Raw genomic sequence first — 26,139 nt, forward strand, 5'->3', positions numbered from 1 at the left:
GCCGCCGCAGTCGCCGGGGCCGCGCCGCACCGGCGCGGTGTCACCGGTCCCAGCGCCGGCGGGTCTCCGACTGCGTCACCGGTCCGAACACCGGTAAGTCTCCGGGTGCGTCACCGGTCGAAGCCCCGGCGGTTCATCCGGTGTGTCACTTGTTGTGACCCCGGTCGCCGTCCGCGCCTTCGACCGCTCCGGCCGCCACGCGGCCGACGAACTGGCCCGCGCTGATCGCGGCGGCAGCGGCGGCGCCGGCCGGTCCGGCAGCCGCGGCGGCGCGCGCTCCGCCTGCCCCGGCGGCTCCGGATCCGCCGCCCGCGCCGGAGGGTCCGGCCATCCCGGAGGGTCCCGCGGCGCCGGACATGCCACCGGAGGAACCGTTCCCGCCGCCGATGGACTTGGCGCCCGAGGCGAGCCCGCCGACCGCGGCTCCGGTACTGCCCGGGGCGCCGCCGCCCAGCCCGGCCGTGGCCGGCACGATCAGCTTGAGCAGGGCCGGCAGGGCCAGGGCCGACAGGAGCAGAACCCCGATACCGGCGATCTTCTCGTGGATGCCGCTGTCGCCGTCGTTGGAGAGCATCGCGCTTCCGGCGAAGATGACCAGACCGGCCGCGGACTTGTAGAGCAGCCAGGCGACCATCCAGCCGATGTGCTTGCGCCACCAGCCGCCGCCCCAGTTGGTCATGGACGCGGCGGCGGCCAGCGGAAGGGTGCCCAGCAGGATGATCATGACGCCGAGCCGGACGTAGAGCAGCACGGTCTGCACGATGGCCGCGATGAGCAGCAAGAACGCGAGGACCAGCAGCAGCACCGCCGGAATGCCGTCGCCGCCGCTGCACCCGATGGTCGTGAGCTGCTGTTGGGCTCCGGTGGCGAAGAGATGGTCGGCGTACCGGTCGGAGAGGCTCGCCAGGGCGGTGACGACGGCGGTCGCGCCACCGGCCACCAGGATCACCCGCAGCAGTCCCTTGAGAGCGACGGTGCCCGCCTCACCGCGCCGCTCCAGCGCCATGCGTGCGGCGGCGAAGAGGAGCGAGCCGACGGCGGTGTAGACGACGATCCACTGGGTCTGCCGGCTGACCTTGTCCGCGGTGCCGTCGGAGACCAGGGTGGGGATGCCTGTGGTGAGGTCGCCGAAGACCGCGATGGCTCCGGCGAGCACCTTGTTGGCGATGACCTCCAGAATCGTGCCGATGGGGTCGCCGAGGAAGTCGAAGAAACCCTTGATGACGTCGCCGGGGCCGCTGCCCGTTTCGCAGGCCATGTCACACCTTCCAGAGCACGTAGCCGTCGGTGCCGCCGACCGAGGTCAGTTCGGTGTGCAGCCCTCCGTCGTTGGCGGGCAGGACCTTCCAGTCGCCGCCGCTCCACTGCAGCCGGACCGAGGTGCTGAAGTACGGCCCGTCCGGGCTCTTGATCAGTACGTCGACGGTGGCGTCGTCGGAGCCGTAGTCGGCGAGCAGGAATCCGGCGTAGCTGCCGTTCCTACGGGTCTTGAGGCGGGCGTCGGAGAACGAGCCGCGCTGGGAGACGAACAGGTCGCGGCCGAACCCGGCGACCACCTGGTCCCGGGTCACCTCACGCCAGTCGGACGACGTCATCTGGGCGGGGATGACATGAGCGGCGAGCACCGCACCCATGGGGGTGTGGGCGAAGCACCACCGCACCGGTCCGGTCTTCTCGGTGGGACCGGCGGCAGCCGAGACGGGCACACGGGTGCCGCCCAGGGTGCGCCAGCGCAGGTCGGCCGGCGGCGCCCCGGGGTCGGCGCGGTCGCCGTCGTCGGTGGCGCAGCCCGTGGGGCGGCCCCCGGAGCCTGCGGCGCCCTGGGTCAACGGGCCCGCCGCGGAGGCGGTTTCGAGCAGCGGCGGGGTGTCGGGGCGGGTGACGAGGGCGAGCAGCGAGAGAGCGAGGGCCGCCGCGAGGAAACCGGCGGCGAGCAGCCAGCCGCGCTCCTTCCAGAAGGGGGCCGCGAACGGGTCCGCGCCGTCACGGGGGACGGGAGCGGGGAGGGGGGTGACCGGAGTGGCCGGAAGGTCGCTGATCGCGTCGTCGCCCGGCGCTCGCCCGTGGTCGGGTGGGGTGGACATGGTGTGGTGTCCCTCGCCGGTTCAGTTGAAGACGAACTGGACGAGAGGGCCGGCGGTGGCGATCAGGACACAGCCGCCCAGCACCATGCCGAGCCGGCTCATGTGCTCCGAACTCTCGCCGCGCTTGACGGAGATGGCCATCATCGCGCCGGTCACCAACACGCCGGCCACCCCGGCCGCGGTACCCGCCCAGGCGGCGATGCCGAGCACGAGGTCGACCTTCTCGGTGAGGGCCGCGGGGGCCTGGCGCTGCGGGTCGGGAATGGCGGCGACGGGGAAGGTGAGCATGACGAATCTCCTGATGGATGGTGGTGAGGACGAGAAGGGGTGAGCGGCAGGCGTCCTGGGGCGGCCCGGGGGACCGTGCATCAGAGCCCCAGGGGGCCGAGGAACTGCACGATCGGTCCGGCGGTCGCGGCGAGCACGCACCCGACGATCACGAAGAAGAGACCTCGCATGTAGGAGGCGCCTTCGCCGGGTTCGCCGCGGCGCAGCTGGAGGCCCAGGAGCATGCCGGTGATCAGGACGCCCGCGACACCCGCGGCGGAGGCGCACCAGGCGAGGACGCCGAGGAGGAAGTCGGCGTCCGCGCCGGGGTCGAAGGTGGCGGCGAGGACCTCGTGGGCGGCGGTGGCGCGGGGCATGGTCCGTCCTTGGGTTCGGGTCGGGGGTCGGTGGGCCGGGGTGGCGAGAAGTGCTCTCACCGGCGCCGGGTTCGTCCGACGGCGAGCGGCGCGTGGTGCCAGGGAGCTTCCGGGGGATCTCCACGGCGTCGTGACGTCGCGGAGATCCCTCAGAAGCCCTCAGCGGGGTGGGGTGGTCTCCGGCCGCGTCGAGATGAACGCCGCGAGTTCCACGATCGACCGGGGCGCCTTGGGGGCGGACTTGCCCACCCGCCACTGCGGGATCCACGGCACGCTGAAGGTGCGTACGGCGGCGCGCAACACCCGCACTCGACGCCACAGTTCGGGCGGGATGCGGCCGGGTGCGTCGGCCACCAGGACGAGCGCCACCAGCCGTATCCCGGCAGGGTGCCGGCCCGTACGCAGTGAGTCCAGCGCCTTGGACGCGGCCTGGAGCCCGGCCAGATGGGTCCGGGCCAGCAGCAGGACATCGCCGGGTTCGCCCTCGGCGACCACCGGCCAGGCATGCCCGATGTCCGTCCCGCCGAGCGCTCCCGCGAACGTGGTCGCGCCCGCGCCGCCGTGCGCGCCGACCCAGCTGATGCCGGAGGTGTGCGGGGGCGACTCCCGGACCACGGGCGGCGGGGCGTCCCGGATCGAGGCCGGCAGGGTGAGGACGGAAGTGGCCGAGGCGTCCCGGCTGGACGCGGACGGGGCCTCCGGGTCCGGAGCGGGCGGTGCGGTCGCGGCGGGCGAACCCGGCCGGACCAAGGAGACCGGGGCCGGGGTGGGGATCGGGGCAGGGGTGGGCGCGGACGCCGGGGCCGAGGTGGCAGGCCTCGGCGTCGGCCGCTCGAATGGCCGCGGCGCGGCCTCGGGCTGACGACCCCTCACCGGACCGCGGACCCAGGGGTCCGTCGGGGGGGTACCGGCCGTGGCGCTCATCGGGTCCCTCTTCCTTCTTCCGCGCGGGGTGTCTCCGGGCACGCCGGACCAGGCCGGTGACGGCGGTTCGGGGAGCCCGCGGACCTGTGCGGACGTACGGCGTCCTGCCCATAGCGGGGTGCCGGGTTCCGGGTTCAGTCGTCCGGCGCGGCCGTCGGGCCGTGGTGCCGGGCTTCGGAGGTGTCTGGAGGAGAACTGTTCGCCTCCGCGTGCCCCCTACGACAGCCACCTACGGCCGAAGTCCCGCGGACAGTTCAATCCCGGATCCGATTGCTCGGAATTGAACCGCCCGGACGGTCGGGGCCGTTGCCGAGCACGAACAGATACGCGTCCCGCGCCCGAGCACGGGGCGCGTGCCGGATCCGGCCGCAAGAGGCCGCGCGGGGACGGCCGTCGGGAGAGGTGGGAGCGGTGAGCGGGAACGCGGACGACGCCGGAGGAGGTACGGGCGCCGAGGGCATGGGGACCGCGGTGAAGGCCGGTGTGGCCGTGGGTGGTCTGGGGTGTCTGCTGTCCCCCGTCGCCATGGCCGTGGCGATTACCTCCGTGTTCGCGATCGGCGGCTTCGGAGTGCTGTTCGCGCCGCTGATCGCGTTGATCCTCTTCTTCACCGGTGGAGGCGGCGGGGGCGGAGATGCCGGTGAGCGGCCCGACCTCGACCGGATCGCCGGGATCATCCAGGGCGACGGGAGCGGCGAGTTCGACCCGAAGTCGGTGCCGGAGGGCATGGCCGACGCCATCACCGAGGCGGGCGCGCTCTGCGCCGACATCGGCCCGGTGGTCATCGCCGCCCAGATCGACCAGGAGTCCGGCTTCCAGAGCAACCGGACCGGCCCCGACGGTGAGCAGGGAGTGTCCCAACTGCCGCCCGACGAGTTCACCCGTCTCGGTGCGGATGACGACGACAACGGTGAGACCTCTGCGCTCGACGCGGTCGACTCGATCCTGGCCCAGGGCCGCTTCATGTGTGAACTGGCGGACACCTTGAGGCCGTTGGTGAGCTCGGAACCGCTCGGCGATCTGGTGAGCCTGACTCTGGCGGCCTACGACGCCGGTCCGGAGGCCGTGCTGGAGGCCGGCCGTGTTCCCCGGACCAACGCCTCCCAGCAGTACGTCATGGCGATCCGGGCCAAGTTCGCGATCTACGAGGGCGCGGTGCCCGCGTCCCCGCCCGCCCAAGACACCGAAGGACAGTGAAAGCCATGTACCGACTGGACCGGCGCGGCGCGAAGAACGCGCAGCCCGACCCCGGCACCGACGTGGACCGGGGCGACCGGCTCGAAGACCGGCCGTGCCCCGTCTTCATCTCCACCGACGGCACCGTGACGGTCGACGGCGAGGTCATCGCGACGGCCACCTCGGGCGACGCCGCGCAGGCAGCCGTGCTCGACCGGCTGCACCAGCGGGCGCTGGACCGGGCGGCGCCGGTCCAGGCGTCGATCCTGGACCAGCAGCGGCGCCTCGTACTGCGCATCCGGGTACGGGAGGACGGCGCGAGCGAACTGCTGGAGGAGCCCCTGCCGTTGGACGCCGTCGATGTGGCGCAGGTGCCCACGCCTGTACCCGCGCCTGCACCGGCTCCCGCGCCCGCGCCCGCGCCGAGTCCTGCCCCGTTGGCTCCGGTGGCTCCAGCGCCCACGACCGCCACCCCGGTGGGCCCGCCGCCCATGGCGACCCCGACCGTCGCACCAGCCGTACAGCCGCCGCAGGACGTGCCTGGTACGGGTACGGGTACGACCGCGGGTTCGAGGACTGCGGGAGACGTGCGGCGCGGTTCGTACCAGGAATACGACACCACCGTGCTGAGCGTGGTCAGAGGACCCGCGCCGAGACCCCGGGCACAGCCCGTCCCGAACCCGACCGCCTCCCCGGCTCCCGGGCCGGTCACCGTTCCGGAGGAGCTGGTCGGCGGGGTGACGCTGGTCTGCGAGAGCGTCACGAGCGGTGAGTTGACGCTGGCCAAGGTCCAGGCGGCGGCGCTCGAACGGCAGGCGGCCCATCGCTTCGGGCCGGAACACCTCTACACGCTGGAGGCCCGCGCCCTCGAGGCGTATGTGGCGCATCTGATGGGCGATCACGTCGCGGCGACCACGCTCTCGCTCCAGGTGGCCGCGCTACGGCATCGGCAGGGTGACTACCGGGCCCACGAGGACATCGAACGTGCCCTCGCCAGCTGGGAGTTGCTGGCGACCCCGATCGCCGCCGTGCCGCTCGGGAAGCGGCTGCTGCCGCTGTGGAACCAGATCAGCGGCGCCGACGGCACCGAGCGCTACGCGGCGGCCGAGCGGCGTCTGTCGACGCTGGCCCAGGTGGCTCCGCCGGCGTTCGCGGCGTCCCTCGGAAACATTTTTTGAACTGCCCGCCGACGGTTCCCGTTGAAAAGCATGAACCCTCCGGCCGCTTCACCGAGTGACTTCGTCCACGAAATTCAAGATCGACACACATGAGGAGATCGAAATGACTCAGACGCGAATGGCAGCGTATACGGCGGCACTTCTGGTGGCCTCTTTCGGACTCATGGCCTGCGGGGCCGACAAGCCCGACCAGGGCGCCGGAAAGTCCTCGAAGACGTCCGACCTGGCGGCACTCAGCGGTGAGCAGCGCAAGGTCACGGAACAGCCTGTCCCCCTCCCGGCGTTCGAGGACAACCCCGATCCTCAGGGCGCCTTCAAGGTCGAAGTCTGCGCGGACACAGGTTTCAAAGGCTGCAAGTCGATGCCAGTGACTTCGACCGATGCCTTTCTGCTGGCCGACCAGATCAGCTCGATCAGGAACGACAACAACTTCAGCATCACCTTCTACTCCGAGAATGAATTCGCGGGCGCGTCCATCACGATCAAGCCTCATGAATCCATTGACAACCTCAGCACCCCGCAGTCCCCGATCGAGTTGAACGACAAGATCAGCTCATGGCAGCCGCAGGTGGTCGGGCGTGCGGCGGAGCGGGCGGTGGTCACCGTCTGCACGGAGCCGGAGTTGCGCGGTGAGTGCCAGGACCTGCCCATCTTCCAGGTCAGCACCAAACTCAACGACAAGATCAGCTCGATCCAGAATCTCAGCGACTTCGACCTCGTCTTCTACGTCGACAAGAACAACCAGGGCGCGGCCATCAAGATGATCTCACGGACCTATCTGCCGAATCTGAACCCGGAGGGTCCGAACAACGGGATCGACGAGAAGATCTCGTCCTGGCAGCCCGAGTCGAGCGACAACGTCGTACCGAAGTACGAGAACTGAGCCTCGACGTCCGGAGATTCCCGTGGAGTATTTCAAGCAGCCGATCCGGCCCGATCTCCTGGCAGACCGCGACGAGAACGGGGAACCGGACGTCGATCCGGACGCGGATTTTCTTGCTGACGCGGACTTCGGGGCACCGGAACGCTCACGCTTTCGCCTGCGTGTCCCGCGCTTCACAAGAGTTCCGGGGTTTCGGAGGGAGCCACGCCTTCGCGCCGAGCCGCCTCTTCCCGGTATCGCGCGTTCCTCCGATCGTCCGGCGATCCTGTTCGGTCTCGATCGGAAGACCCTGACGATTCTCGGCGTCGGCTTTCTTCTCGTCGTCGGATCGGTGGCCGCGTTCACGCTGTCGAGCGGGGAGCGGACCGTCGCCGGGGATGCGCCGCCGCTGTCGACCGTCACCACCTTCCCGGCGTTTCCGACCGCGAGCGTCATGCCACCCGCGGACGCCGACGAGCAGCCCGACGGCGGAGTGATCCTGGCGCCGGACCTGACGGGGGACGAGGGCGCGGACTCCGAGTCCGACGGCGACTCGGGCACGGTCGCCGCGCCGCCGGACTCCGACGCCGATCCGGGTGCGGACCCAGGCGCGTCCGAGCCTTCGCCGAGCGCGGGGCAGCCCCAGGACTCAGGGACGGGTGCGGGGGCCGGGACCGGGTCGGGCCGGGTGGCCGGCACGGCCGCCGTGCCGGTCAAGGGGTATGTGATCACCTCCACCTACGCGCAGGCGGGGAACTGGACCACGGGTCATCACACCGGGGTCGACCTGGCGGTGAAGGTCGGCACGCCCGCGGTGGCGGTGCTGCCGGGGATGGTGCTCATGTCGGCCACCGACGCGAGTTACGGCCATTACGTGCTGATCCGGCACGCCGAGCACGAGTACAGCCTGTACGCGCATCTCTCCCGGCTGGACGTACGGCAGGGGGCGACCGTGTCCGCCGGGCAGGGGATCGGGCTCTCCGGGGCCACCGGCAATGTGACCGGTCCTCATCTCCACCTGGAGGTGCGGACGGAACCGGTCTTCGGCTCGGACATCGACCCGGTCGCCTATCTGGCCGATCACGGTGTGCAGCTCTGACCTCCTGCTCCATCACCACATTCCACAATCATCACGGTTGAGTAACGTGGGGCTCTTTTTAGAACTCCACCCGAAGCGGCAGCCGTGTTGCGGATGTCAACCGATCTGAAAAACCAGAATTTCCATCACCACCTTCTTTCGGGGGTTTTCCCATGTATCGCACTCGTATGGCCACCGTCGCGGCGACCGTGATGGCCGGTGCCCTTCTCCTCACCGCTTGCGGCGGCGGGGACGAGGATGCCGCGAAGGACTCGGAAACGTCGGTCGCGGCGGACGAGGTGAGTTTCAAGGACGGTACGGCCGAGCAGAACAAGGCCGATCTCAGCACGGGTGACTTCGCCGCCAACGCGGCCCCCGCGAAGCAGTCCAAGCAGTCCAGCCCCGTCATCCGCAACTGGGTCCAGCTGTCGGCCGCCGCGGCGGGAGACCTCGATCCCGTGGTGACGAACGCCGCCGGTTTCGTTCTCTACCGGTTCGACAAGGACGAGCCGTCGAAGTCCAACTGCTTCGACGAGTGCGAGAAGACCTGGCCGCCCTACCTCGTCAAGCCCGGCGGCAAGGTGTTCATCGACGGCATCAAGAAGTCCGACGTCGGCTTCATCCAGCGGGGCAAGGGCTTCCAGCTCACCCTCGGCAAGGCCCCGGTCTACCTCTTCAGCAAGGACACCGCCCCCGGTGACACCAACGGCCAGGGCGTCGGCGGCACCTGGTTCGGCGTGACCCCCGACGGTCAGCGTGCCGGCCAGGACGGCGGCGACGCGGCCGAGCCCGAGATCGAGGAGAACGGCACCGGCGGAGGCGGCTCGGCCGACAGCGGGTCGAAGGAACTGGTCGAGCGCTCCGAGGACGGCCGTTACAAGTTCGCCGACGACCCCAACGACTCCGAGAGCGCGGTCGGCACCGTCTCCGGGCGAGGCTGCCGCAACACCTCCCTGGGCGGCGCCATCTCCTCGATCGGCCCGGACGACGACCAGTCGGGCAGCAAGCCCATCAAGCTCTGGGACGGCCCCGACTGCACCGGAAAGTCCCTCCTCCTGGAGCGTGGCGTCTCCGCGAACCTCGCCACGGAGGACTTCGACAACAAGACCCGCTCCATCTTCATCGGCGAGTTCGCCGGCCAGTGACCAGACGCTAGCCCCTGATCTCCCCTTCCTGCGCGCGCACTTGGCGCATGACAGGCCCTCTCTGTCGAGGCGCTCCCTCCTCGACGGGGAGGGCCACGCGCGGTTGCGCCGGTGAACCGAGACGCAGAGACGGCGGGAGACGGGGAGCGGGGGAAGCGACGGGAAGCGGCCGGATCACTGCGGACATCTGCAGGACACAGGGAAGGAACGGCTACCAAATGAGGAAGAACGCGATGAAGGGGCGCGACGGCAGGGCCGGAAGGCCGTTCGGAAACCTGCTGTGGATAACAGCCGCCCTGCTGTTCACGATCACCGGCTGCACGAGCCCGCCCGCCGTCGCTCCCCCGACTGTCGGTGAGTTCACCGAGCCGGAGACCTGGTCGCCGTCGGACATGTCCGAGGCCACCCCCTACGACATGGCGATGCCGGACAAGGCCGACACTGACCCGCGGGTGTCCGACCCGGAGCCGAAGGCCGTCCGGGCCGAGCCCGAGCAGGCGCCCTACGTCGAGAACGCGGCTGTCCTGGGCAAGGTGTTCTTCGACACCCCCAAGGGCCGCCGGGTCTGCTCCGGGACCGCGGTGACGGATCCCGCGGACCCCGGCGCGTCGAGCCTGGTGTGGACCGCGGGCCACTGTGTGCACACCGGCCGGACCGGCGTCTTCTACCGGAACATCGTGTTCGTGCCGTCGTTCAACAACGAGGCGCAGTCCGGGGTGAGCAGCGCGGACACGGGCACGCGGGAGATCTCGCCGCTGGGCGTCTGGTGGGCCGACCGGGCGGCCGTCTCCACCGGCTGGGCGCGGGAGGGCGAGGAGATCGGCGGGGCGGGCGCCGCCTACGACTACGCGGTCCTGCATGTCCGTCGCTCCGGCGATCCCACGGCTTCCCTGGAGGAGGCGATCGGGTACGCGATCCCGGTGGTGCTCGACGCGCCGGCCATCACCGGGATCCCCACCCTCAAGATCTGGGGCTACCCGGCGGAGACCCCGTTCGACGGCAATCTGCTCTTCTCCTGCCAGGACCGGCCCGGCAGGCTGTCCATCGTCGAAAAGGACCCGACGCTGTACCGGATCGGCTGCACGATGAACGGCGGCGCGTCCGGGGGCGGTTGGTTCATGGGCCGGGCCGACGGCACGTTGGTGCTCGTCAGCAACACCTCGGTCGGTCCGAGCAGTGCGCAATGGCTCGCGGGTCCCCGCCTCGGCGCCGAGGCGAAGAAGTTGCTCACCACCGTCGGCACGGACACGAGCGGGAGCACGGGAGCGGGCTGAGTCCGTCCCCGCCGGGAGGGCCGGCGCCGTCACCGGAGGCCGTGTGCCTTCTCGGCCCCGGTGCTCGGTCAGCCCTTTCGGCTCGCGTCCCGTCGTGTTCGACAGTGGTACTCAACAACAGATGGATGCCGACGCTGGAACGCGCGGCCCCGGGCCGGGGCCATTACCGGAGGGCCGGGCGTCGCGCGGGCGGGGCAGGACGCCCCTCACCGAAGCAGACGCCATCGAGCCACGACGTCACGACGCCCATTCGCCGTCCGCTGCTCCCTTTCGGTGCCGCGAATCCCGTTCAAAGCATTCTCGGAATCGGCGAAACAGCAGATTCCTTCAGCACCTTCCGCAAATCCCGGAAGTATCCGGGTTCAACTGCAACAACGCGGAGAAGGGGCGGTGGGTTCAATCAGTCTTCGGGCCGGATCTATTGAACTGTCGGCGCGTTCATCGGCGTAGTGCAGGGTGAAAGAGCTTGACCGACAGGGACACGGTTTCCTGACACCGTTTCCGCCGGCCGGCTCATCGTCGTAGCAGATGTTTCACACCGAAGGAGTTCGATTCACATGCCGAGTGCGTCAGATGCCGCCTCTCAGCGGCCTCAAGCCAGTTCTTCGGGGCCCCGGCCCGGATCGCTCGGGGCCATGGCCCAGGCGGTACAGGCGACTGTCCGTCTGCGAGGAGAGGCTCCGGGCGGACCGGGCCAGCCGCGCAGGGAGTCCGCGCAGCACATCGACGACACCCTCCGTCGCAACGGCGCGTACGGAGAACCGACCGTCGGACGGGACGTGAGCGAGGCCATCAAGGGCATCAGGGCTGTCGCCGGCGAGGGCGGATCCCACAGCGTCCAGAAGGCCTTCATCGACCCCCGTCTGACTGAGGCCTACCTGACGAAGACCAGCGACCGCCCCGCGGCCAGGGCGGCACACCGCATGGTCGCCGGCGGAGAGACCCAGTACTGGGAACCGGAGCACTCGCAGCGACCGAGCGCGGGCACTCGCGCCGCCACGAGTGTCCACCTGGACACCCGTGTGAGGCTCCAGGAGTTCGTGGGCGCCGCGACCGGCATCGCGGAAAGCGCGCACCGGCACTCCGCCGGAGAGCAGGACCAGTTCTTCGGCCACGGCGGCGCGGCGTCGGCACTCCCTCCCGCGCCCACCCACACCCAGCGGCCGCCCACCGAGGCGGAGATCACGGCGTACTGGGCCGCCCAGCAGCGGTCTCAGCAACAGCAGCGGTCTCAGCGGCGATGAGCTGATCGCCCACGCGGCCGGTGGGGCGCGGTGGGTTCCGGAGCCCGGCACCGTCACCTGGAGAAGGGTGGCGGTGCCGGGCTTTGCCGTCTGGCGCGGAGCGCGACGGCCTGATGAACGGGCATCTGCTCGGCGGCCGTTCTCGACCTTGTTCGGCAGGTGTTTCCCTTTCGCCTACGAGGCACCCTCATCCAGCTATACGGTCGCCGGCGCGTGGAGTTCTGTCGCGCCTGGGACCGGGACGACACGTGCTCGAAGAGCGACGACAGCCTGGCCCGAATGCGTGGGCCAGGCTGAGAATTGCACCAAGGGGCCGTTCGGTGGTGGTCCGTCGGTCGGTGACCGGGGTTCCGGATCAGGCCGCGACTTCGACGTACTGTTTGCCCTGGTCGTTCTCGACGGTCACGGATTCCACCTGGTTCAGGGGTACGGCGGCGAAGCCGGAGAGGTCCGAGCCCGCCCCCACTGCACCCTCTTCGGACTGCCCCACCACCCAGCTGCCCGCGATCTCGCGCTCCCCCGACTTCGACCGAACGACCAGCCGGCACTTCTCGCCGGGCTGGAGGCCGCCGACCGTCACGTCGACCCGGACCCAGCCCACGGCCGGTGTCAGGCTCACCTTCATCGTTGCCCCCGTCGCCGAGTCCGTCGCCGACCCCGTCCAGCCCCCGTCCCCCTCGGCGGACCGGGACGCGAGTGTGTCGGGTGAGGTATGCGCCTGGCCCGTGACGTACCCGCCGCCGAGGAGTACCCCCGCGAGGGCCGCCGCGGCGACACCCACCAGCACACCCCGGCGCCGCCGGTTCGCCGCGTCCTCCGCGCGCGCCTGCCGCAACGTCCGCCGCAGCATCAGATCACCGTCCTCCGGCGGACCCTCCAGAAAGAACTCCGGTGGCACCTCACCGAGTTCCGCCTCAAGCGCCTTCAGATCAGCCAGCTCCACTCGGCATACCTCGCACGCCTCGATCTGTCGCTCAAGCCCGGACCGCTCATCGGCGTCAAGAAGGCCCAGCGCATACGCGCCGAGGAGTACGTCATGAGAGTGCTCCCGCGTCGTCACACTGCCACCTCTCGGAGCTGAACATCACTGCCCGGCCTGCCCACATACACCTTGCGCAACGCCTTCAGAGCATGATGAGCACGCGACTTGACCGTACCCTCCGGAATACCCAGCCGAACCGCCGCCTCCGCAGCAGTGCGCCCGTGGTAGTAGACCTCCATCAACACGTTGCGCTGATCGGGCTTCAGTTGGGCCAGCGCCTCCATCAGGACGACCGACTCGACGACGTTCTCGGCGTGGTCCTGCTGCACCGGGACCGTCGCCTCGCTCTCCCCCACCTCGGTCGGACGAGCCGCCTTCGCACGATAGCGATCCGCTACCAGGTTGCGCGTCACCGTGATCAGCCAGCCCCGCAAGGATCCTTGCGGGTCGTTGACGATCTCGGGATGACGCCACGCACGTATCAACGTCTCCTGGACCACGTCCTCGGCGATCAGTCTGTCCCCTGTCAGACGCGTCGCGTACGCCAGCAACGCTTTCCCGTGCTCGGCATACAGAGCCCTGATGACCGCTTCGTGACTTGTGGCTTTTGTGGCCCCTAGCCGCAGGATCGCCATTCACTGTCTCCCATGTTCCCCGCCGGTTTGATAGACACATCGAGCAGTTCGGTCCCGAAGTTCAACGGACGCCGGTGACATGGATCACTCGCCAACCACCGTCTCCGGAAGCCCTGTTGTGGCACATGGCAGCCCTTTGAGACACCCACGGGAGTCATGGGTGTCGCTGGAGTCATGGGTGCCACGGGGCCGGCAGCTCGGAGCAGCGACGTAGGCCGCCTCAGCTCCATCGACGCGGGGCGGAGGCGGGCCACGGCCCTCCCGTCCCGGCACGAGCGCCGGGACGGGAGCGGATGCCGGGGAGGCGCACCACCGACCGATGCGGGGGACAAGGTCACTGGCTCACCTCGGCGAACCCGGCATCCACGCACTACTACGGCGACCAGGACGGCGGCGGTTCGATTCCCATCCGGGCTGACCGGAAAGCAGCTGTCTGGCTTGATCCCGACTGACGTGATCCGTCGCGTCCGGACATCGCCCCGGTCTTTCGCGGGGCCCGGCCGCGGGGACGCTCCGGCCTCCCGCGGGTCTCGCCGAAGTGGAGTGAACTCACTTTCCACAACGCGCCGTAGGTGTCGGTACAAGGCAGCCGATCCCGACGGAGCGCATGGTGACCAATACGTATACCCGACACCGAACCCCGGCGGAGCGCGGATTTCCCGCGTCCCGTCGGCGCTTCCTCACAGTCCTCGGGACCGCCACCGCCGGACTGCCGCTGCTCGGAGCGTGCAGGGCCGGCCCGGGCGGGACAGCCGCCTCGGACCATGGAGGTTCGATGGGCGGCAGGCTGCCCCGGGTCCGGGTGTCTCAGGCGGCCTCCCCGGGGCGTGGAGTGAAGCGGACCTCCTTCCCGATCACCGCGGTCGGTATCACGTGGACCGGGCCCCCGCGCGGGGTACGGCTGCGGCTGATCGACCGGAGTGGGAAGCCGGGCGACTGGCAGGACGTGACCGCCGGTTGCCCGTGCGGCAAGGACCCCGACATCCTGCGCACCAGGTCGGCGGCGCCGCCGCACCGGGCCCTCGTACCGGCGCGGGGCAGTTACGGTTATCAGCTCGACGTCGACGCCGGGGTGAGGGTCGTCGAGGCGATCGCCATCGACGCCGGGCGGCTTGGACGGAAGAAGCGCGCCAAGTCGTCGGACGCCCCGTCGAAGTCAGCCGCACCGTCCGGATCCGCACCGGGCGTCGCCTTCCCGCCGCCCGGGTTGGTGCTCCGCGCGGACTGGGGTGCCGACGAGGCGAAGCGCCTGACCGCGGACGGGAGGGAGTCGTCGCCCACCCGCTTCACCCCGGTGCAGGCGATCACCGTCCACCACACCGCCACGCCTGTGAACGATCCCGACCCCGCCGCCACCGTACGTGCCATCTACGAGCAGCACGCCGTCTCCAACGACTGGGGAGACATCGGCTACAACTTCCTGATTGATCGTCAAGGTCGGGTCTACGAAGGCCGGTTCAGCGGCACGGACGGCGTTCCGGCACACAACGCGGGCGACGAGGTCGTCACCGCGTTCCACACCTTCGGCTTCAACGCCGGGAACATCGGCATCGCTCTGCTCGGCGACTTCGAGAAGGAGAAGCCGTCGGCCCGGATGCGGGATTCCCTGGTGCGGCTGACCGCGTCCCTCGCCGCACGGCACAAGCTCGACCCGCTGGCCGGTGTCACCTACGTCAGTCCCACCAGCGGCAAGTCCACCGACGGTCCCGCCCTCGGCGGCCACCGGGACTGGACGTCCACCGAATGCCCGGGATCCGTGGCCTACCTGGACCTCCCGGACGTACGCGAGCGAACGGCCGAGCTCGCCCGCTGACCGTCTCCCGTTCCCGCACCTCCCCGGTCCGCCCTGGCCCACGGCGTGACCTGACCGCCGGGCCCCCTCTCCCCGCTCCCCCGCCTCTCCCCCTCCGCCGACCACCGCGCGGGCGTGGTCCGGCGGGGAGCGCCGTCATGCGCCGAAGCGCGTGGTCCGGACACCCCAAGGAGTGATCATGAGTTGGACGTTCATGGGCCCCGACGGATCGGTTCGGCCGGACGCCGAGGAGAGCCGTGCCGACCACCGCGCCCAGGTCCTCGCCCTGCACGCCTATGTGAGCCGCCTGCTGCGGGGCGATCCTCTCCGGGCCGAGGACATTGTCCAGGAGACACTGCTGCGCTGCTGGCGCGCCCACGGCAGCAGCGGGGACGGCGTCCTGCGGCCCTGGATGTTCCGGGTGGCGCGCAACCTCGTCGTCGACAACTACCGCAGTGCGAGGACCCGCCCCCAGGAGATCGACAGCGAGGCGTGGAGGGAGTACGACGCGGACATGGGAGGGGACATCGAGGAGGGCGTGCTGACGGCGATGGTGGTACGTGCGGCCCTCGCCACGCTGTCCCCGGCACACCAGCAGGCCCTGTTCGAGGTGTACTACCGTGACCGCACCCTGGAGGAGGCAGCCCAGATTCTGGGCATACCGACGGGCACCCTGAAGTCCCGTGTGCACTACGGCCTTTCGGCCCTGAAGAAGTCCCTCACCCACCACCATGCCGAGGAGCCGACCGCTGCGCCGCCGGACGGCCACCGGTGATCCGGCGAAGCAGCACCTCCGCGGGACCGTAACGGATGCGCGCCGACAGGCTTGCGCTGAGGGCGAGTTGCGCGGTCCAGAGGACCGTGCAGCCGCAGGCCAGAGCAGCCGGGCCGACGGAACCGTAACGGGCGAGGCCGTAGCCGGTGAAGACGAAGGCCAGTACGGCGGACTGAAGAAGGTAGTGCGACAGGGTCATACGGCCGCCCTGTGCGAGAGCCGCGACGATCGCCGGGCCGTACCTGCCGCGCAGCAGCGACAGCAGTGCGGTCGCGTAGGCGGCGCTGAGCAGGGGCGCGGTGAGGATGTCGACCGCCTGGCCGAGGTAGTAATAGCGGGCGCCGAAGGAGCCGTGGCTGCACATCGCCGTCAGGACGCCGCCCGGCAGGCCGATCAGGAGGCCCGCGGTGAGCAGCCGCCCCCTGGCGGGGGAGACCGCTGTGAGGCGTGCGGGGTCCAGCCATCCCCGGCGGCCCGCGGCGAGGCCTGTCAGCATGGCGGCGAGGAGGTGCGGGCCGTAGAGGAGCGCGCCCGTGAACGCCTGTCGGTAGGCGGTGATGTTGGCGTGCACGACCGAGCCGATGCCGCCCCGGTAAGCCGCGGCCTGACGCGCCTGGAGCACCGGATCAAGGACCTGTCCGGCGTCGTCGAGGCTCAGCACCAGGACGCCGACGACGACGAACACGGCAGTGAGGAAGGCGACCAGGGCCACGGCCGTCCACAGCAGGGCTCGTGTGTCCAGCCTCCGCAGCGAGTGGAGGAGCGCGCCGAGAACGGCGTACGTCATGAGGATGTCGCCGGGGTAGAGCAGGACGGCGTGGGCGAGACCCAGCAGGAACAGGCCCAGCAGGCGGCGGGCGTGGCGGCGGGCGAAGGGCGCGCCGTCGCGTGCCGCCGCCTCCTCCTGGAGCACGAAGCTGTAGCCGAACAGGAACGCGAAGAGCAGATAGAACTTGGTCGTGAACAGGGCCGTGACCAGCCAGGTGGCCGTCCGGTCCAACGGTGTCGCGGCCGGGCCCGCCGTCACGCTCCAGGCTCCGGCGAGCACCGGGGCGTTGACCATGCAGATACCGAGCAGGGCGAAGCCGCGCAACACGTCGATCTGCGGGAGCCGGGACACTTTCGCGAGCGGGACTCGCCCGCCACCAGGGCGGATGGGCGGCGTGCTCCCCCGGGGCCGGGACGGGGGGTGCCGTTCACCGGGTGGGCGGCGGGCACCATCGGGGTTGCTCGACGCCAGGGGTGACGGGGAGGCCGCTCGCCTCCGGGTGCTGTTCATGGCAACCACCTACGGCTGAGGCCCCTCGCACGGTTCACTCACCGCCCCCGGTGTTCGGGGCAGCGGGAGCGAAGCCGCGGCGGACCTCCGCCGTACCGGCAGTGACCCGCCGAGCCCGCACGGCACACCCCGGTCATAGGACCCTCAGGTCTCCCCCGGGGCAGCTGACGGGCGGTCGCCGTCACTCTTCCTTGTCTCCAGGACAAGTGGCGTGCGTTCCTGCGGCCCGGCCCCTCCGGTCTTGGAGGGGGCACCACTTCACTCACCCGCCCACTCGCCTCCACACCCATACCGACTACCGACCACCCATTGCTCGACCCACCCCGCATCGCGCCGGCCGAAGTCACCCACAGTGCAACCCGCCTGCGAGCCCTGGCAGCTCCTCCGGCCGGCCGGCACCGCTCTTCAGGGCGCCCTACATCGGCATTCACGCCAGAAGCGCCGGCCGCATCAGTCCGGCCGACTCGAAGAGTTCGCCACAAGGGGTAGGCACGCCCCTTCTCCCCACGCGTCCGTCCGCCGGAGGACACAGGGGCGGAGCACATAGCCTGCGGCTGTTTACACGCTTCTCGCTCGCCGGGCCGACATCGGCGGGGCCACGGGCACAGAGGTCAGGTCAGAAGCGGTCTCAGGCGGCCTAACTGATCAGAAACCTCTGGTCGGCCCGTCCGTCGCAGGGCTCGACCGTGACGTCGGCTCCGGTCGCGGTGGAGTTGCCGCGCGGGCCCCCGCAGCGCCGGGTGTCCTCCAGGCGGAGGATGTGGCGGGCGGCGTCCCTGCCGACGCTCGATGTGGAAGTGCTGGTAGGACCGAGTGGCGTCACAGCTTTTCCACGGCCACGGTTCCAGCAGGCCCTGGGTCCGGACCCTCGCGGCGCATGGTGAGACAGCCGCGTCCGTGCTTCGGGTGTTGCCATTCGATGAAGTACGGCGTCCGCGCCCTGCCGGGGTCGGCGGGTCTCAGGTAGGTGTCAAGGTCTCGCAGCACGTCCGCGCGGCGGTCGTCAGGGGCTGAGTTCTGTACGTGACTGACCTGAGCAGTTGCCAACGGCCACGTGCGAGCCACCGCTGATGTCGCCGACACGGAGATTGTCGTTGTTGATGATGCCTGTCTGGTGCGGCGTGAACCCGCCCAGGTGCACGTCGTGCTCAGCCAGGAATTCCGCCGCCCCCGCCTCGATGAGCTTCCGCTGATCCCGCCGCCGCGTCCCCGCACGCACACGGCGGCGCACCTCACGACTCAGCTTCGCCGGCGAGGAGAACAGGCCGGGCAATGTGCGTGGCGGGGACTTCGCACCGGCGCGTCCTCCAGGCCTGTTGGGTTCGAAGGACGCGCCGGTGGCCGTGGCGCGGACCGGACCGGTGTACGCCGAAGTCGGCTGCCGTCGAGCGCCGTCAGCCGGCGTCAGCCGACGAGCGTGACGTTCTGTTCCTTCACCGCGTGGAACATCGGCAACGGCAGACCGCTGGAGCGCAGTTCCATCAGCGTCGCCTCGACCTTCGCCGCGCCCGGCTCGAAGCGGCCCGGATCGGTGGGTTCGGTGTTCGTCCAGCGGTGCTCGGCGCCGTCGCAGACCGCGGTGGTGCTGCCGATGCCCTTGCGCACGTTGCTCCTGCCCAGGCTCAGGGACGAACTGTCCTGACCGAGGGACGGCTTGTCCTGGCTCAGGGAGGAGCTGACGAGGACCGGGCCCGTACTGCCCTTGCAGCGGTACGTGCCGGACAGGGTGACGGTGCCGTCCGCTGCGAGGCGGGCCGTCGGGTCGACGGTCACCGTCTCCGAGAGCCCTACCGGCTCGGCGGACGCGGCCTGTTGGGACAGCGCGCCCGCGGACGGGGCGGCGGCCAGCAGCAGCGCCGCACCGGCGGCTGTGCCCATGACCTGGTGCAATCGCATCGGGATACCTCCTGGAGTGGGGGCCTCCACAGGTACCGGCCCGGCGGGCCCGTGGGCGTGACCCTCACCCCTTTGGTGGCGAGTTGATGGCGAGTTGATGGCGAATCCGCACCGTCCGTCCTGGACTCGTCCGAGTGTTGTCCGCGTGTTGTCCGCGTGTTGTCACGTTTCCCGTCCGGCTGTTCCGATGAGTTCGCGGCAAGCGCATGGTCTATCCATACGGGCGACGAAAACGCCGCCCGACTCCTCGCACGTGGAGGCCCACCATGTGTTCTCACCAGACTTCGTGCCCGTCCGCCGACCGCTCCGACCGCTCCGACCGCCCGGACGGTTCGAACGGCTCGAACGGTTCCGACCGCTCCGACGCGCACATCGTCTCCGCGCACCCGGAGCAGGGCTGGTACCTGCTGTGCGACGGGGCGATCGCCTTCGACGACACCGGCGCGCTGCTGCCCGACGGGCGGGTCGTCGGTCCGCACCGGGTGCCGGCCGAGCAGCTGGCCATCGCGGCCTGACCGCCCCGCACCGGCAGAAGCACAGCCCGCCCGTCTGTCGCGTACCGTTGACTGTCGTCAAGAAGTCGCTGACGGCCTAAAGTGATCAACGTGTCCGAGCAGCACGCACCCCGGTCCCTCATCGTCACCTTCTACGGCGCGTACGGCCGCTTCGCCCCTGGTCCCGTACCCGTCGCCGAGTTGATCCGGCTTCTCGCCGCGGCCGGCGTGGACGCGCCCTCCGTGCGTTCGTCGGTGTCCCGGCTCAAACGCCGGGGACTGCTCCTGCCGGCCCGTACGGCGGCCGGCGCGGCCGGGTACGTCCTGTCGCCGGACGCGCGACAGCTCCTCGACGACGGCGACCGCCGGGTCTACGCGACCTCCCCGCCCGAGGACGACACCTGGGTCCTCGCCGTGTTCTCCGTACCGGAGTCCGAGCGGCAGAAACGGCACGTACTGCGCTCACGCCTGGCCGGCCTCGGTTTCGGGACGGCCGCCCCCGGAGTGTGGATCGCCCCGGCCCGCCTCTACGAAGAGACCCGTCACACGCTGGAACGGCTGCGGCTGGACGCGTACGTGGAACTGTTCCGCGGCGCGCACCTGGGGTACGCGCCGACGGCCGAGGCGGTCGCGCGCTGGTGGGACCTCGCCGGGATCGCCAAGCAGCACGAGGCGTTCCTCGACCGGCACGCGCGCGTGCTGCACGAGTGGGAGAACAGGGCCGACACCCCCGCGGAAGAGGCGTACCGCGACTATCTGCTCGCTCTCGACTCCTGGCGCCACCTCCCGTACACCGATCCGGGACTGCCTCCCTCACTGCTGCCCCCGGACTGGCCCGGAGCCCGCTCCGCCGCCGTCTTCCGGGCGCTGCACGAGCGGCTGCGGGACGCCGGGGCGACCTTCGCGGGTGTGCCCGGGGACCTTCCTGAATCCGGCCACGAGTGACGTCACAGCACACTCAAACCCGAACCCATGTGACGTGAGGCACAATCCCCGTCGCTAAGGCAACGCTCAGGTCGCTCAATCCCTCTTCTCATAATCCTTACCTAGCGTCGGGACGCATGAGTCTGATGGGCAATCTGAACCGGGCGCTCTCCGCCACCACCGGCCTTCAGGTGCGCCGGGCCACTCCCGCCGCGCCGCCACAGCCGAACAGGGCCGGGGCGCAACCCGGCAAGCGGCCCACGCCGGTGTACCGATGTCCGGCCCCCGGAGATCTCGCCACGGACCGGTTGCTGCGGCGTCCGGTCTTCATCATGTCTCCCGTGCGCTCCGGCTCGACGCTGCTGCGCATGCTACTGAACGCGCACTCGCGGCTGCACTCCCCGCACGAGCTGCACATCCGCCGCCTTGAGGTCGACTTCGGCAGCAGACTCTCGCAGCGCGCCATGAGCGCCCTCGACCTGGAACGGGGCGACCTGGAGCACCTGCTCTGGGACCGGGTCATGCACCGGGAGCTGGTCAGGTCGGGCAAGGACGTCCTGGTCGAGAAGACACCCAGCAACGCGTTCGTCCACCGGCGCATCCGGGACTGCTGGCCCGACGCCCGCTTCGTCTTCCTGCTCCGCCACCCGGTGTCCATCGCCCGGTCCTGGCACGAGGGCGACCCCGAGAAGCGGACCTTCGACGAGGCCGCGGCCGACGCCCTGCGCTACATGAAGGCCGTCGAGAGCGCCCGCCGGGCGACCACCGGCGGCCACCCGAACGGTCACCCCGGCGGCCACCCGGATGGTCACCCCGGCGGCCACGCAGTCCACCACACCCTGCGCTACGAGGACCTCACCGCCGACGCCGAGAAGGAGATGCGCGACCTCTGCGCCTTCCTGGGCGTCGGTTTCGAACCGTCGATGCTCGACTACGGCCACCGCGACGACACCCAGGTGGTGAAGGGCCTCGGCGACTGGCGGGACAAGATCCGCACCGGCCAGGTGCAGAGCGGACGCGCGCTGCCCGCCGAGGACGAGATCCCTGAGCTGCTGCGACCCATGTGCACGGCCTGGGGATACGGCTCGTGAATCGGCACGAGCGCGTGAAGCCGCACGCCGAGATCACGGAGGTGTGGCCGCGCGACGGACACGTACGGCTCGTCGGTCGCATCCACGGACGTCCCGCCGAGGGCGACTGGCGGCTGCTGCTCACCCGCCGCGGCCACACCGGCCGCCCCCTCGACTACCCCGCGCAGGTGAAGGGCGACCGCTTCGAGGGCGAGCTGCCCCTCACCGACCTGGTGACGCCTGACCCCGCCGAGATCGAGGAGTGGGACGTCCATCTCACCGACGGCGAGGCCCGGTTGAGGGCCGGACGACAACTCGACGACATCCACGGCAAGAAGAAGATCATGGTCTTTCCCGAGCAGCGCGTACGCGGTCTGCGCGTGCGCCCGTACTACACGGTGAAGGACAACCTCTCACTGGAGTGCCGCACGGGAGCCGCCTCATGACGGTCCATCAGTTGGCGGGACATCCCGCGGACGCGGCCGGACGGCCGAAGGTCCGCTATCTGCTGCTGCACGCCTACGGCCGCGGCGGCACCATCCGTACGGTGATGAACCAGGCCAACTCCCTGGTGCAGGCCGGCTGGGAGGTCGAGCTGGTGAGCGCGCTGCGCCGCCGGGACGACATCCAGTTCCCGCTCGACCCGCGCGTCCGCGTCAGCACGGTCGTCGACCTTCGCGAGAGCGCCCACTCCCCCGGCCGGGGTGTGGCCGGACGCTGGCGGGACTGGCGCCGCGGGCGGCTGACCGAGCGGCCCGCGCGGCACATCCCGTCGGGCGAGTTCGGCTACCGGTACTTCAACCGGCTCGTGGAGCAGCGGCTGATCGCGTACCTCTCCTCGTTGCGCGACGGCATTCTCGTGACCACCAGGCCCGCGCTCAACTTCCTCGCCGCGGAACACGCGACGGGCGGCGTGCTGCGGGTGGCGCAGGAGCACATGAACCACGGCACACACAAGCATGACGTGCAGCGACGCATCCGGGAGACCTACTCGCGCTTCGACGCGGTCGCCGTCCTGACGGAACGGGACCGCGAGGAGTACGAGCAGTTGCTGCCCGGCACCCGGGTGGTGCGCATCCCCAACGCCGTGCACTCCCTCGACCAGATCCCCTCGGACCACCGGTCGAAGATCGCGGTGGCGGCCGGGCGGCTGTTCCCGCAGAAGGGCTTCGACCTGCTGATCCCCGCGTGGGCGAGGCTCGTCGAGACGTACCCCGACTGGCAGTTGCGGATCTACGGCAGCGGCGAGAAGAAGGCCGAGCTGCGGGCGCTCATCGAGGAGCACCACCTCTACAACCATGTGCTCCTGATGGGTCACACGGACCGGCTGGACGACGAACTCGCCAAGGCCTCCTTCTACGTGCTCAGCTCACGCTTCGAAGGGCTGCCGATGGTGATGATCGAGGCGATGAGCCACTCGCTGCCGGTGGTGGCCTTCGACTGTCCGACCGGTCCCTCCGACGTCCTCACCCACGGCGTCGACGGCCTGCTGGTACCGCCCGAGGACCCCGACGCCCTCGCCGAGTCCATGGCCGAGCTGATGGGCGACCGGGCGTTGCGCGCCGACATGGGCGTCGCGGCCGTGCTGACGGCGGCGTCGTACGGCCCGGACGCGGTGCACCCGCGTTGGGAGGCCCTCTTCAACGAACTCAGCAACGGCCTCGGCGCACCGGACCGACCCGGCACGCCCCCCGCTCTCCCCGGCCCACGGCACCGCACCACGGACGCCGCGAAAGGACACCACGCATGACCACCACGGCAAGGAGCCGTCAGAAGCCTCCTACCGCTCAGGGGGCCACGGTCTGGCTCACCGGGCTGCCGAGCGCGGGCAAGACGACGATCGCCCGCTTCCTCGCCGGCCGGCTGCGCGCCGAGGGGCATCGTGTGGAGGTCCTCGACGGCGACGAGATCCGCCGCTTCCTCTCCGCGGGACTCGGTTTCTCCCGCGAGGACCGCAACACCAACGTGCAGCGCATCGGCCTGGTCGCCGAGGTACTGGCCCGCAACGGCGTCCTCGCCGTCGTCCCCGTCATCGCCCCGTACGCCGACAGCCGCGAGGCGGTGCGCAAGCGCCACGAGGCGAGCGGGACGCCCTACATCGAGGTGCATGTCGCCACGCCGGTCGAGGTCTGCAGCGAGCGGGACGTGAAGGGCCTGTACGCGCGGCAGGCGGCCGGACGGCTGACCGGGCTCACCGGGATCGACGACCCGTACGAGCCCCCGCTCGACCCGGCGCTCGCGCTGGACACCCGGTCGCAGACGCCCGAGGAGTCGGCCGATTCGGTACACGCGGTGCTGTCGGCCAGGGGGTTGGTATGAGGCCCTCGACGACCCCGGCGGCGGCACCGACGGTGGCCGCCCCGGCCCCGGCCCCGGCTGCCACCGATCACCCGTACGCCCCGAGCCACCCGTACGTCCTGAGCCATCTGGACGCTCTGGAGTCCGAGGCGGTGCATATCTTCCGCGAGGTGGCGGGTGAGTTCGAGCGGCCGGTGGTGCTCTTCTCCGGCGGCAAGGACTCCATCGTCATGCTGCACCTGGCACTGAAGGCGTTCGCGCCCGCCGCGGTGCCCTTCTCACTCCTGCACGTGGACACCGGACACAACTTCCCGGAAGTCCTGGAGTACCGCGACCGCACGGTCAAGAAGCACGGCCTGCGCCTGCATGTGGCCTCCGTGCAGGAGTACATCGACCGCGGCGCGCTGCGGGAGCGCCCCGACGGGGTGCGTAACCCGCTGCAGACCGTGCCGCTGACCGAGACAATCCAGGCCGAACGCTTCGACGCCGTCTTCGGCGGCGGACGCCGCGACGAGGAGAAGGCCCGCGCCAAGGAGCGCGTGTTCTCCCTGCGCGACGAGTTCTCCCAGTGGGACCCGCGCCGCCAGCGCCCCGAACTGTGGAACCTCTACAACGGCCGCCACGCCCCCGGCGAGCACGTCCGCGTCTTCCCGCTCTCCAACTGGACCGAACTCGACGTGTGGCAGTACATCGCCCGCGAGGGCATCGAACTGCCCGAGATCTACTTCGCGCACGAACGGGACGTCTTCCAGCGGGCCGGCATGTGGCTCACGGCCGGCGAATGGGGCGGCCCCAAGGACGGCGAGACCATCGAGAAACGGCAGGTCCGCTACCGCACGGTCGGGGACATGTCCTGCACGGGCGCGGTCGACTCCGACGCCACCACCCTGGAGGCCGTGATCACCGAGATCGCCGCCTCCCGGCTCACCGAGCGCGGCGCCACCCGCGCCGACGACAAGATGTCCGAGGCCGCGATGGAAGACCGCAAGCGCGAGGGGTACTTCTAGCCATGACGAGCACCACCATCTCCAACGCCACCACCTCGGCGATCCGCGCAGGCGTCGACGGCGTCGACACCTTGCGGTTCGCGACCGCGGGTTCCGTCGACGACGGCAAGTCCACCCTCGTCGGCCGCCTGCTCCACGACTCCAAGTCGGTCCTCACCGACCAGCTGGAAGCCGTCGCACACGCCTCACGCAACCGCGGCCAGGACACCCCCGACCTCGCCCTGCTCACCGACGGCCTGCGCGCCGAACGCGAACAGGGCATCACCATCGACGTCGCCTACCGCTACTTCGCCACCGCCAAGCGCCGCTTCATCCTCGCCGACACCCCCGGCCACGTGCAGTACACCCGCAACATGGTGACGGGGGCGTCCACCGCCGAACTGACGGTGGTCCTCGTCGACGCGCGCAACGGCGTCGTCGAGCAGACCCGCCGCCACGCCGCCATCGCCGCCCTCCTGCGCGTCCCGCACATCGTGCTCGCCGTCAACAAGATGGACCTCGTCGGGTACGAGGCGAAGGAGTTCGACCGGATCGTCGAGGACTTCGCGGGCCACGCCGCCGAGCTGGACCTGCCGGGCTTCACCCCGATCCCCGTATCGGCGCTGGCCGGCGACAACGTGGTGGACCGTTCCGCGCACATGGACTGGTACGAGGGCCCCGCGCTGCTGGAGCACCTGGAATCCGTCCCGGTCGGCGCCGACCCGATGGGCGCACCCGCCCGGTTCCCCGTCCAGTACGTGATCCGGCACGGCGAGGCCCGTCACTACGCGGGCCAGCTCGCCTCCGGCTCGCTGCGCGTCGGCGACCGCGTGACCGTCCACCCCTCCGGCGGAACGTCCGCGATCGAGGGCATCGACGTACTCGGTGAGGAGGTGCGGGAGGCGTACGCGCCGCAGTCGCTGACCCTGCGCCTGACGGACCACCTCGACGTCTCCCGCGGCGACATGATCACCAGCGGGGCGGAGGCGCCGGCGCTCACCCGGGACGTCCGGGCCGCCGTCTGCCATCTGGCCGACCGTCCGCTGCGCGTCGGCGACCGTGTCCTGGTCAGGCACACGACCCGCACGGTCAAGGCGATCGTGCGGGACCTGACCGACGGGGGCCACTTCGGCGGGTCGGCGCCGAGAGCGGGAGAGGCCGGGCTGTACGCGAACGACCTGGGCCGGATCACCCTGCGCACGGCCGAGCCGCTCGCGCTCGACGACTACGCCGACTGCCGCCGTACCGGCGCGTTCATCCTGATCGACCCGGCGGACGGGGCGACGCTGACGGCTGGCATGGTCGATCTGAGCGAGGCCGCCGGCACCGGCTGAGCGAACCGACCGAGCAGCCGTACGAGGCCGGGCACCGAGCGACAAGGTGCCCGGCCTCCCGCTGT

28 protein-coding genes are annotated in these 26,139 nt (G+C 70.6%); 18 read left to right on the forward strand and 10 right to left on the reverse strand.

Features of this window, described 5'->3' with window-relative positions; all coding sequences use genetic code 11:
- Positions 1–145 precede the first annotated feature (145 nt).
- The 5 genes from ACIOKD_RS02515 to ACIOKD_RS02535 all read right to left on the reverse strand — a co-directional run bounded on the left by ACIOKD_RS02515 (position 146) and on the right by ACIOKD_RS02535 (position 3,343).
- On the reverse strand, positions 146–1,258 hold the full coding sequence (locus ACIOKD_RS02515) for a hypothetical protein (protein WP_402077059.1): 1,113 nt from the start codon (positions 1,256–1,258) through the stop codon (positions 146–148).
- A 1-nt stretch (position 1,259) separates the two neighbouring features.
- The gene (locus ACIOKD_RS02520; RefSeq protein WP_402077061.1) at positions 1,260–2,084 is read right to left on the reverse strand and encodes a hypothetical protein; all 825 of its coding nucleotides are present in this window, start codon (positions 2,082–2,084) and stop codon (positions 1,260–1,262) included.
- Between the two features lie 21 nt (positions 2,085–2,105).
- Positions 2,106–2,372 carry a hypothetical protein gene (locus ACIOKD_RS02525; RefSeq protein ID WP_402077064.1) on the reverse strand — a complete coding sequence of 89 codons (267 nt, stop codon included), beginning with the start codon at positions 2,370–2,372 and terminating at the stop codon, positions 2,106–2,108.
- An 80-nt stretch (positions 2,373–2,452) separates the two neighbouring features.
- A complete protein-coding gene (locus ACIOKD_RS02530; protein ID WP_402077066.1) occupies positions 2,453–2,728 on the reverse strand; it encodes a hypothetical protein in 276 nt (91 codons plus the stop codon).
- 159 nt (positions 2,729–2,887) lie between these two features.
- On the reverse strand, positions 2,888–3,343 hold the full coding sequence (locus ACIOKD_RS02535; RefSeq protein ID WP_402077068.1) for a DUF6668 family protein: 456 nt from the start codon (positions 3,341–3,343) through the stop codon (positions 2,888–2,890).
- A 46-nt stretch (positions 3,344–3,389) separates the two neighbouring features.
- Here ACIOKD_RS02535 and ACIOKD_RS02540 point away from each other — a divergent pair, with 46 nt between their 5' ends.
- The 8 genes from ACIOKD_RS02540 to ACIOKD_RS02575 all read left to right on the forward strand — a co-directional run bounded on the left by ACIOKD_RS02540 (position 3,390) and on the right by ACIOKD_RS02575 (position 11,609).
- On the forward strand, positions 3,390–3,590 hold the full coding sequence (locus tag ACIOKD_RS02540; protein WP_402077071.1) for a hypothetical protein: 201 nt from the start codon (positions 3,390–3,392) through the stop codon (positions 3,588–3,590).
- A 473-nt stretch (positions 3,591–4,063) separates the two neighbouring features.
- Positions 4,064–4,849, forward strand: coding sequence for a transglycosylase SLT domain-containing protein (locus ACIOKD_RS02545; RefSeq protein ID WP_402077073.1), 786 nt, complete (start codon positions 4,064–4,066; stop codon positions 4,847–4,849).
- A 5-nt stretch (positions 4,850–4,854) separates the two neighbouring features.
- Positions 4,855–6,006: a hypothetical protein gene (locus tag ACIOKD_RS02550; protein WP_402077076.1), complete on the forward strand. Its 1,152-nt coding sequence runs from the start codon at positions 4,855–4,857 to the stop codon at positions 6,004–6,006.
- Positions 6,007–6,109: 103 nt separating this feature from the next.
- The gene (locus ACIOKD_RS02555; protein ID WP_402077079.1) at positions 6,110–6,889 is read left to right on the forward strand and encodes a hypothetical protein; all 780 of its coding nucleotides are present in this window, start codon (positions 6,110–6,112) and stop codon (positions 6,887–6,889) included.
- 331 nt (positions 6,890–7,220) lie between these two features.
- Positions 7,221–7,967, forward strand: coding sequence for a M23 family metallopeptidase (locus tag ACIOKD_RS02560; protein ID WP_402077083.1), 747 nt, complete (start codon positions 7,221–7,223; stop codon positions 7,965–7,967).
- Between the two features lie 167 nt (positions 7,968–8,134).
- Complete coding sequence (locus tag ACIOKD_RS02565; protein ID WP_402077086.1) at positions 8,135–9,091, forward strand: hypothetical protein; 957 nt, start codon at positions 8,135–8,137, stop codon at positions 9,089–9,091.
- Positions 9,092–9,309: 218 nt separating this feature from the next.
- Positions 9,310–10,365, forward strand: coding sequence for a trypsin-like serine peptidase (locus ACIOKD_RS02570; protein ID WP_402077089.1), 1,056 nt, complete (start codon positions 9,310–9,312; stop codon positions 10,363–10,365).
- A 635-nt stretch (positions 10,366–11,000) separates the two neighbouring features.
- Positions 11,001–11,609 carry a hypothetical protein gene (locus ACIOKD_RS02575; RefSeq protein WP_402077092.1) on the forward strand — a complete coding sequence of 203 codons (609 nt, stop codon included), beginning with the start codon at positions 11,001–11,003 and terminating at the stop codon, positions 11,607–11,609.
- A 355-nt stretch (positions 11,610–11,964) separates the two neighbouring features.
- On the opposite strand, the gene ACIOKD_RS02580 is transcribed toward ACIOKD_RS02575, so the two are convergent.
- Positions 11,965–12,669 (reverse strand): anti-sigma factor, encoded by a 705-nt coding sequence (locus tag ACIOKD_RS02580; protein ID WP_402077094.1) that lies wholly within the window; start codon positions 12,667–12,669, stop codon positions 11,965–11,967.
- Entirely contained in the window at positions 12,666–13,226 is a 561-nt protein-coding gene (locus tag ACIOKD_RS02585) for a sigma-70 family RNA polymerase sigma factor (protein WP_402077096.1), read from the reverse strand. The genes ACIOKD_RS02580 and ACIOKD_RS02585 overlap by 4 nt, the downstream gene beginning before the upstream one ends.
- Positions 13,227–14,058: 832 nt before the next feature.
- Between ACIOKD_RS02585 and ACIOKD_RS02590 the strand changes: the two genes are divergently transcribed.
- Together ACIOKD_RS02590 and ACIOKD_RS02595 are read left to right on the forward strand one after the other, a co-directional pair.
- Positions 14,059–15,039 (forward strand): peptidoglycan recognition family protein, encoded by a 981-nt coding sequence (locus ACIOKD_RS02590; RefSeq protein ID WP_402077098.1) that lies wholly within the window; start codon positions 14,059–14,061, stop codon positions 15,037–15,039.
- Between the two features lie 178 nt (positions 15,040–15,217).
- Entirely contained in the window at positions 15,218–15,793 is a 576-nt protein-coding gene (locus ACIOKD_RS02595; RefSeq protein WP_402077100.1) for a sigma-70 family RNA polymerase sigma factor, read from the forward strand.
- On the opposite strand, the gene ACIOKD_RS02600 is transcribed toward ACIOKD_RS02595, so the two are convergent.
- The 3 genes from ACIOKD_RS02600 to ACIOKD_RS02610 form a co-directional block, all read right to left on the reverse strand.
- Complete coding sequence (locus ACIOKD_RS02600) at positions 15,738–16,913, reverse strand: DUF418 domain-containing protein (RefSeq protein WP_402077102.1); 1,176 nt, start codon at positions 16,911–16,913, stop codon at positions 15,738–15,740. The genes ACIOKD_RS02595 and ACIOKD_RS02600 overlap by 56 nt on opposite strands.
- Positions 16,914–17,709: 796 nt before the next feature.
- Positions 17,710–17,895: an RICIN domain-containing protein gene (locus tag ACIOKD_RS02605; RefSeq protein ID WP_402077105.1), complete on the reverse strand. Its 186-nt coding sequence runs from the start codon at positions 17,893–17,895 to the stop codon at positions 17,710–17,712.
- Between the two features lie 581 nt (positions 17,896–18,476).
- Positions 18,477–18,968 (reverse strand): DUF6299 family protein, encoded by a 492-nt coding sequence (locus ACIOKD_RS02610; RefSeq protein WP_402077107.1) that lies wholly within the window; start codon positions 18,966–18,968, stop codon positions 18,477–18,479.
- A gap of 266 nt (positions 18,969–19,234) precedes the next feature.
- Between ACIOKD_RS02610 and ACIOKD_RS02615 the strand changes: the two genes are divergently transcribed.
- From ACIOKD_RS02615 to ACIOKD_RS02650, 8 genes are all read left to right on the forward strand, one after another.
- Positions 19,235–19,483 carry a DUF5999 family protein gene (locus ACIOKD_RS02615; RefSeq protein ID WP_402077110.1) on the forward strand — a complete coding sequence of 83 codons (249 nt, stop codon included), beginning with the start codon at positions 19,235–19,237 and terminating at the stop codon, positions 19,481–19,483.
- 81 nt (positions 19,484–19,564) lie between these two features.
- Positions 19,565–20,407, forward strand: a complete 843-nt coding sequence (locus ACIOKD_RS02620; protein ID WP_402077112.1) for a PaaX family transcriptional regulator C-terminal domain-containing protein — start codon at positions 19,565–19,567, stop codon at positions 20,405–20,407.
- 116 nt (positions 20,408–20,523) lie between these two features.
- The gene (locus ACIOKD_RS02625) at positions 20,524–21,477 is read left to right on the forward strand and encodes a sulfotransferase family protein (protein WP_402077114.1); all 954 of its coding nucleotides are present in this window, start codon (positions 20,524–20,526) and stop codon (positions 21,475–21,477) included.
- Complete coding sequence (locus ACIOKD_RS02630) at positions 21,474–21,902, forward strand: hypothetical protein (protein WP_402077117.1); 429 nt, start codon at positions 21,474–21,476, stop codon at positions 21,900–21,902. The genes ACIOKD_RS02625 and ACIOKD_RS02630 overlap by 4 nt, the downstream gene beginning before the upstream one ends.
- Complete coding sequence (locus ACIOKD_RS02635; RefSeq protein ID WP_402077119.1) at positions 21,899–23,206, forward strand: glycosyltransferase family 4 protein; 1,308 nt, start codon at positions 21,899–21,901, stop codon at positions 23,204–23,206. Before ACIOKD_RS02630 ends, ACIOKD_RS02635 begins: the two co-directional genes overlap by 4 nt.
- Positions 23,203–23,775: an adenylyl-sulfate kinase gene (gene cysC, locus ACIOKD_RS02640; RefSeq protein WP_402077122.1), complete on the forward strand. Its 573-nt coding sequence runs from the start codon at positions 23,203–23,205 to the stop codon at positions 23,773–23,775. The genes ACIOKD_RS02635 and cysC overlap by 4 nt, the downstream gene beginning before the upstream one ends.
- On the forward strand, positions 23,772–24,761 hold the full coding sequence (cysD, locus tag ACIOKD_RS02645; protein ID WP_402077125.1) for a sulfate adenylyltransferase subunit CysD: 990 nt from the start codon (positions 23,772–23,774) through the stop codon (positions 24,759–24,761). Before cysC ends, cysD begins: the two co-directional genes overlap by 4 nt.
- A gap of 2 nt (positions 24,762–24,763) precedes the next feature.
- Positions 24,764–26,074, forward strand: a complete 1,311-nt coding sequence (locus ACIOKD_RS02650) for a sulfate adenylyltransferase subunit 1 (RefSeq protein WP_402077127.1) — start codon at positions 24,764–24,766, stop codon at positions 26,072–26,074.
- The last annotated feature ends 65 nt before the right edge of the window (positions 26,075–26,139 follow it).

The organism is Streptomyces sp. NPDC087844 (assembly GCF_044742785.1).
Lineage (GTDB): Bacteria > Actinomycetota > Actinomycetes > Streptomycetales > Streptomycetaceae > Streptomyces.

What these genes read in the sequence shown, in the direction of transcription:
- ACIOKD_RS02515 (WP_402077059.1), bottom strand. Translation starts at nt 1,258, where the DNA reads ATGGCCTGCGAAACGGGCAGCGGCCCCGGCGACGTCATCAAGGGTTTC.
- ACIOKD_RS02520 (WP_402077061.1), bottom strand. Translation starts at nt 2,084, where the DNA reads ATGTCCACCCCACCCGACCACGGGCGAGCGCCGGGCGACGACGCGATC.
- ACIOKD_RS02525 (WP_402077064.1), bottom strand. Translation starts at nt 2,372, where the DNA reads ATGCTCACCTTCCCCGTCGCCGCCATTCCCGACCCGCAGCGCCAGGCC.
- ACIOKD_RS02530 (WP_402077066.1), bottom strand. Translation starts at nt 2,728, where the DNA reads ATGCCCCGCGCCACCGCCGCCCACGAGGTCCTCGCCGCCACCTTCGAC.
- ACIOKD_RS02550 (WP_402077076.1), top strand. Translation starts at nt 4,855, where the DNA reads ATGTACCGACTGGACCGGCGCGGCGCGAAGAACGCGCAGCCCGACCCC.
- ACIOKD_RS02555 (WP_402077079.1), top strand. Translation starts at nt 6,110, where the DNA reads ATGACTCAGACGCGAATGGCAGCGTATACGGCGGCACTTCTGGTGGCC.
- ACIOKD_RS02565 (WP_402077086.1), top strand. Translation starts at nt 8,135, where the DNA reads ATGGCCACCGTCGCGGCGACCGTGATGGCCGGTGCCCTTCTCCTCACC.
- ACIOKD_RS02570 (WP_402077089.1), top strand. Translation starts at nt 9,310, where the DNA reads ATGAGGAAGAACGCGATGAAGGGGCGCGACGGCAGGGCCGGAAGGCCG.
- ACIOKD_RS02575 (WP_402077092.1), top strand. Translation starts at nt 11,001, where the DNA reads ATGGCCCAGGCGGTACAGGCGACTGTCCGTCTGCGAGGAGAGGCTCCG.
- ACIOKD_RS02585 (WP_402077096.1), bottom strand. Translation starts at nt 13,226, where the DNA reads ATGGCGATCCTGCGGCTAGGGGCCACAAAAGCCACAAGTCACGAAGCG.
- ACIOKD_RS02595 (WP_402077100.1), top strand. Translation starts at nt 15,218, where the DNA reads ATGAGTTGGACGTTCATGGGCCCCGACGGATCGGTTCGGCCGGACGCC.
- ACIOKD_RS02610 (WP_402077107.1), bottom strand. Translation starts at nt 18,968, where the DNA reads ATGCGATTGCACCAGGTCATGGGCACAGCCGCCGGTGCGGCGCTGCTG.
- ACIOKD_RS02615 (WP_402077110.1), top strand. Translation starts at nt 19,235, where the DNA reads ATGTGTTCTCACCAGACTTCGTGCCCGTCCGCCGACCGCTCCGACCGC.
- ACIOKD_RS02625 (WP_402077114.1), top strand. Translation starts at nt 20,524, where the DNA reads ATGAGTCTGATGGGCAATCTGAACCGGGCGCTCTCCGCCACCACCGGC.
- ACIOKD_RS02635 (WP_402077119.1), top strand. Translation starts at nt 21,899, where the DNA reads ATGACGGTCCATCAGTTGGCGGGACATCCCGCGGACGCGGCCGGACGG.
- cysC (WP_402077122.1), top strand. Translation starts at nt 23,203, where the DNA reads ATGACCACCACGGCAAGGAGCCGTCAGAAGCCTCCTACCGCTCAGGGG.
- cysD (WP_402077125.1), top strand. Translation starts at nt 23,772, where the DNA reads ATGAGGCCCTCGACGACCCCGGCGGCGGCACCGACGGTGGCCGCCCCG.
- ACIOKD_RS02650 (WP_402077127.1), top strand. Translation starts at nt 24,764, where the DNA reads ATGACGAGCACCACCATCTCCAACGCCACCACCTCGGCGATCCGCGCA.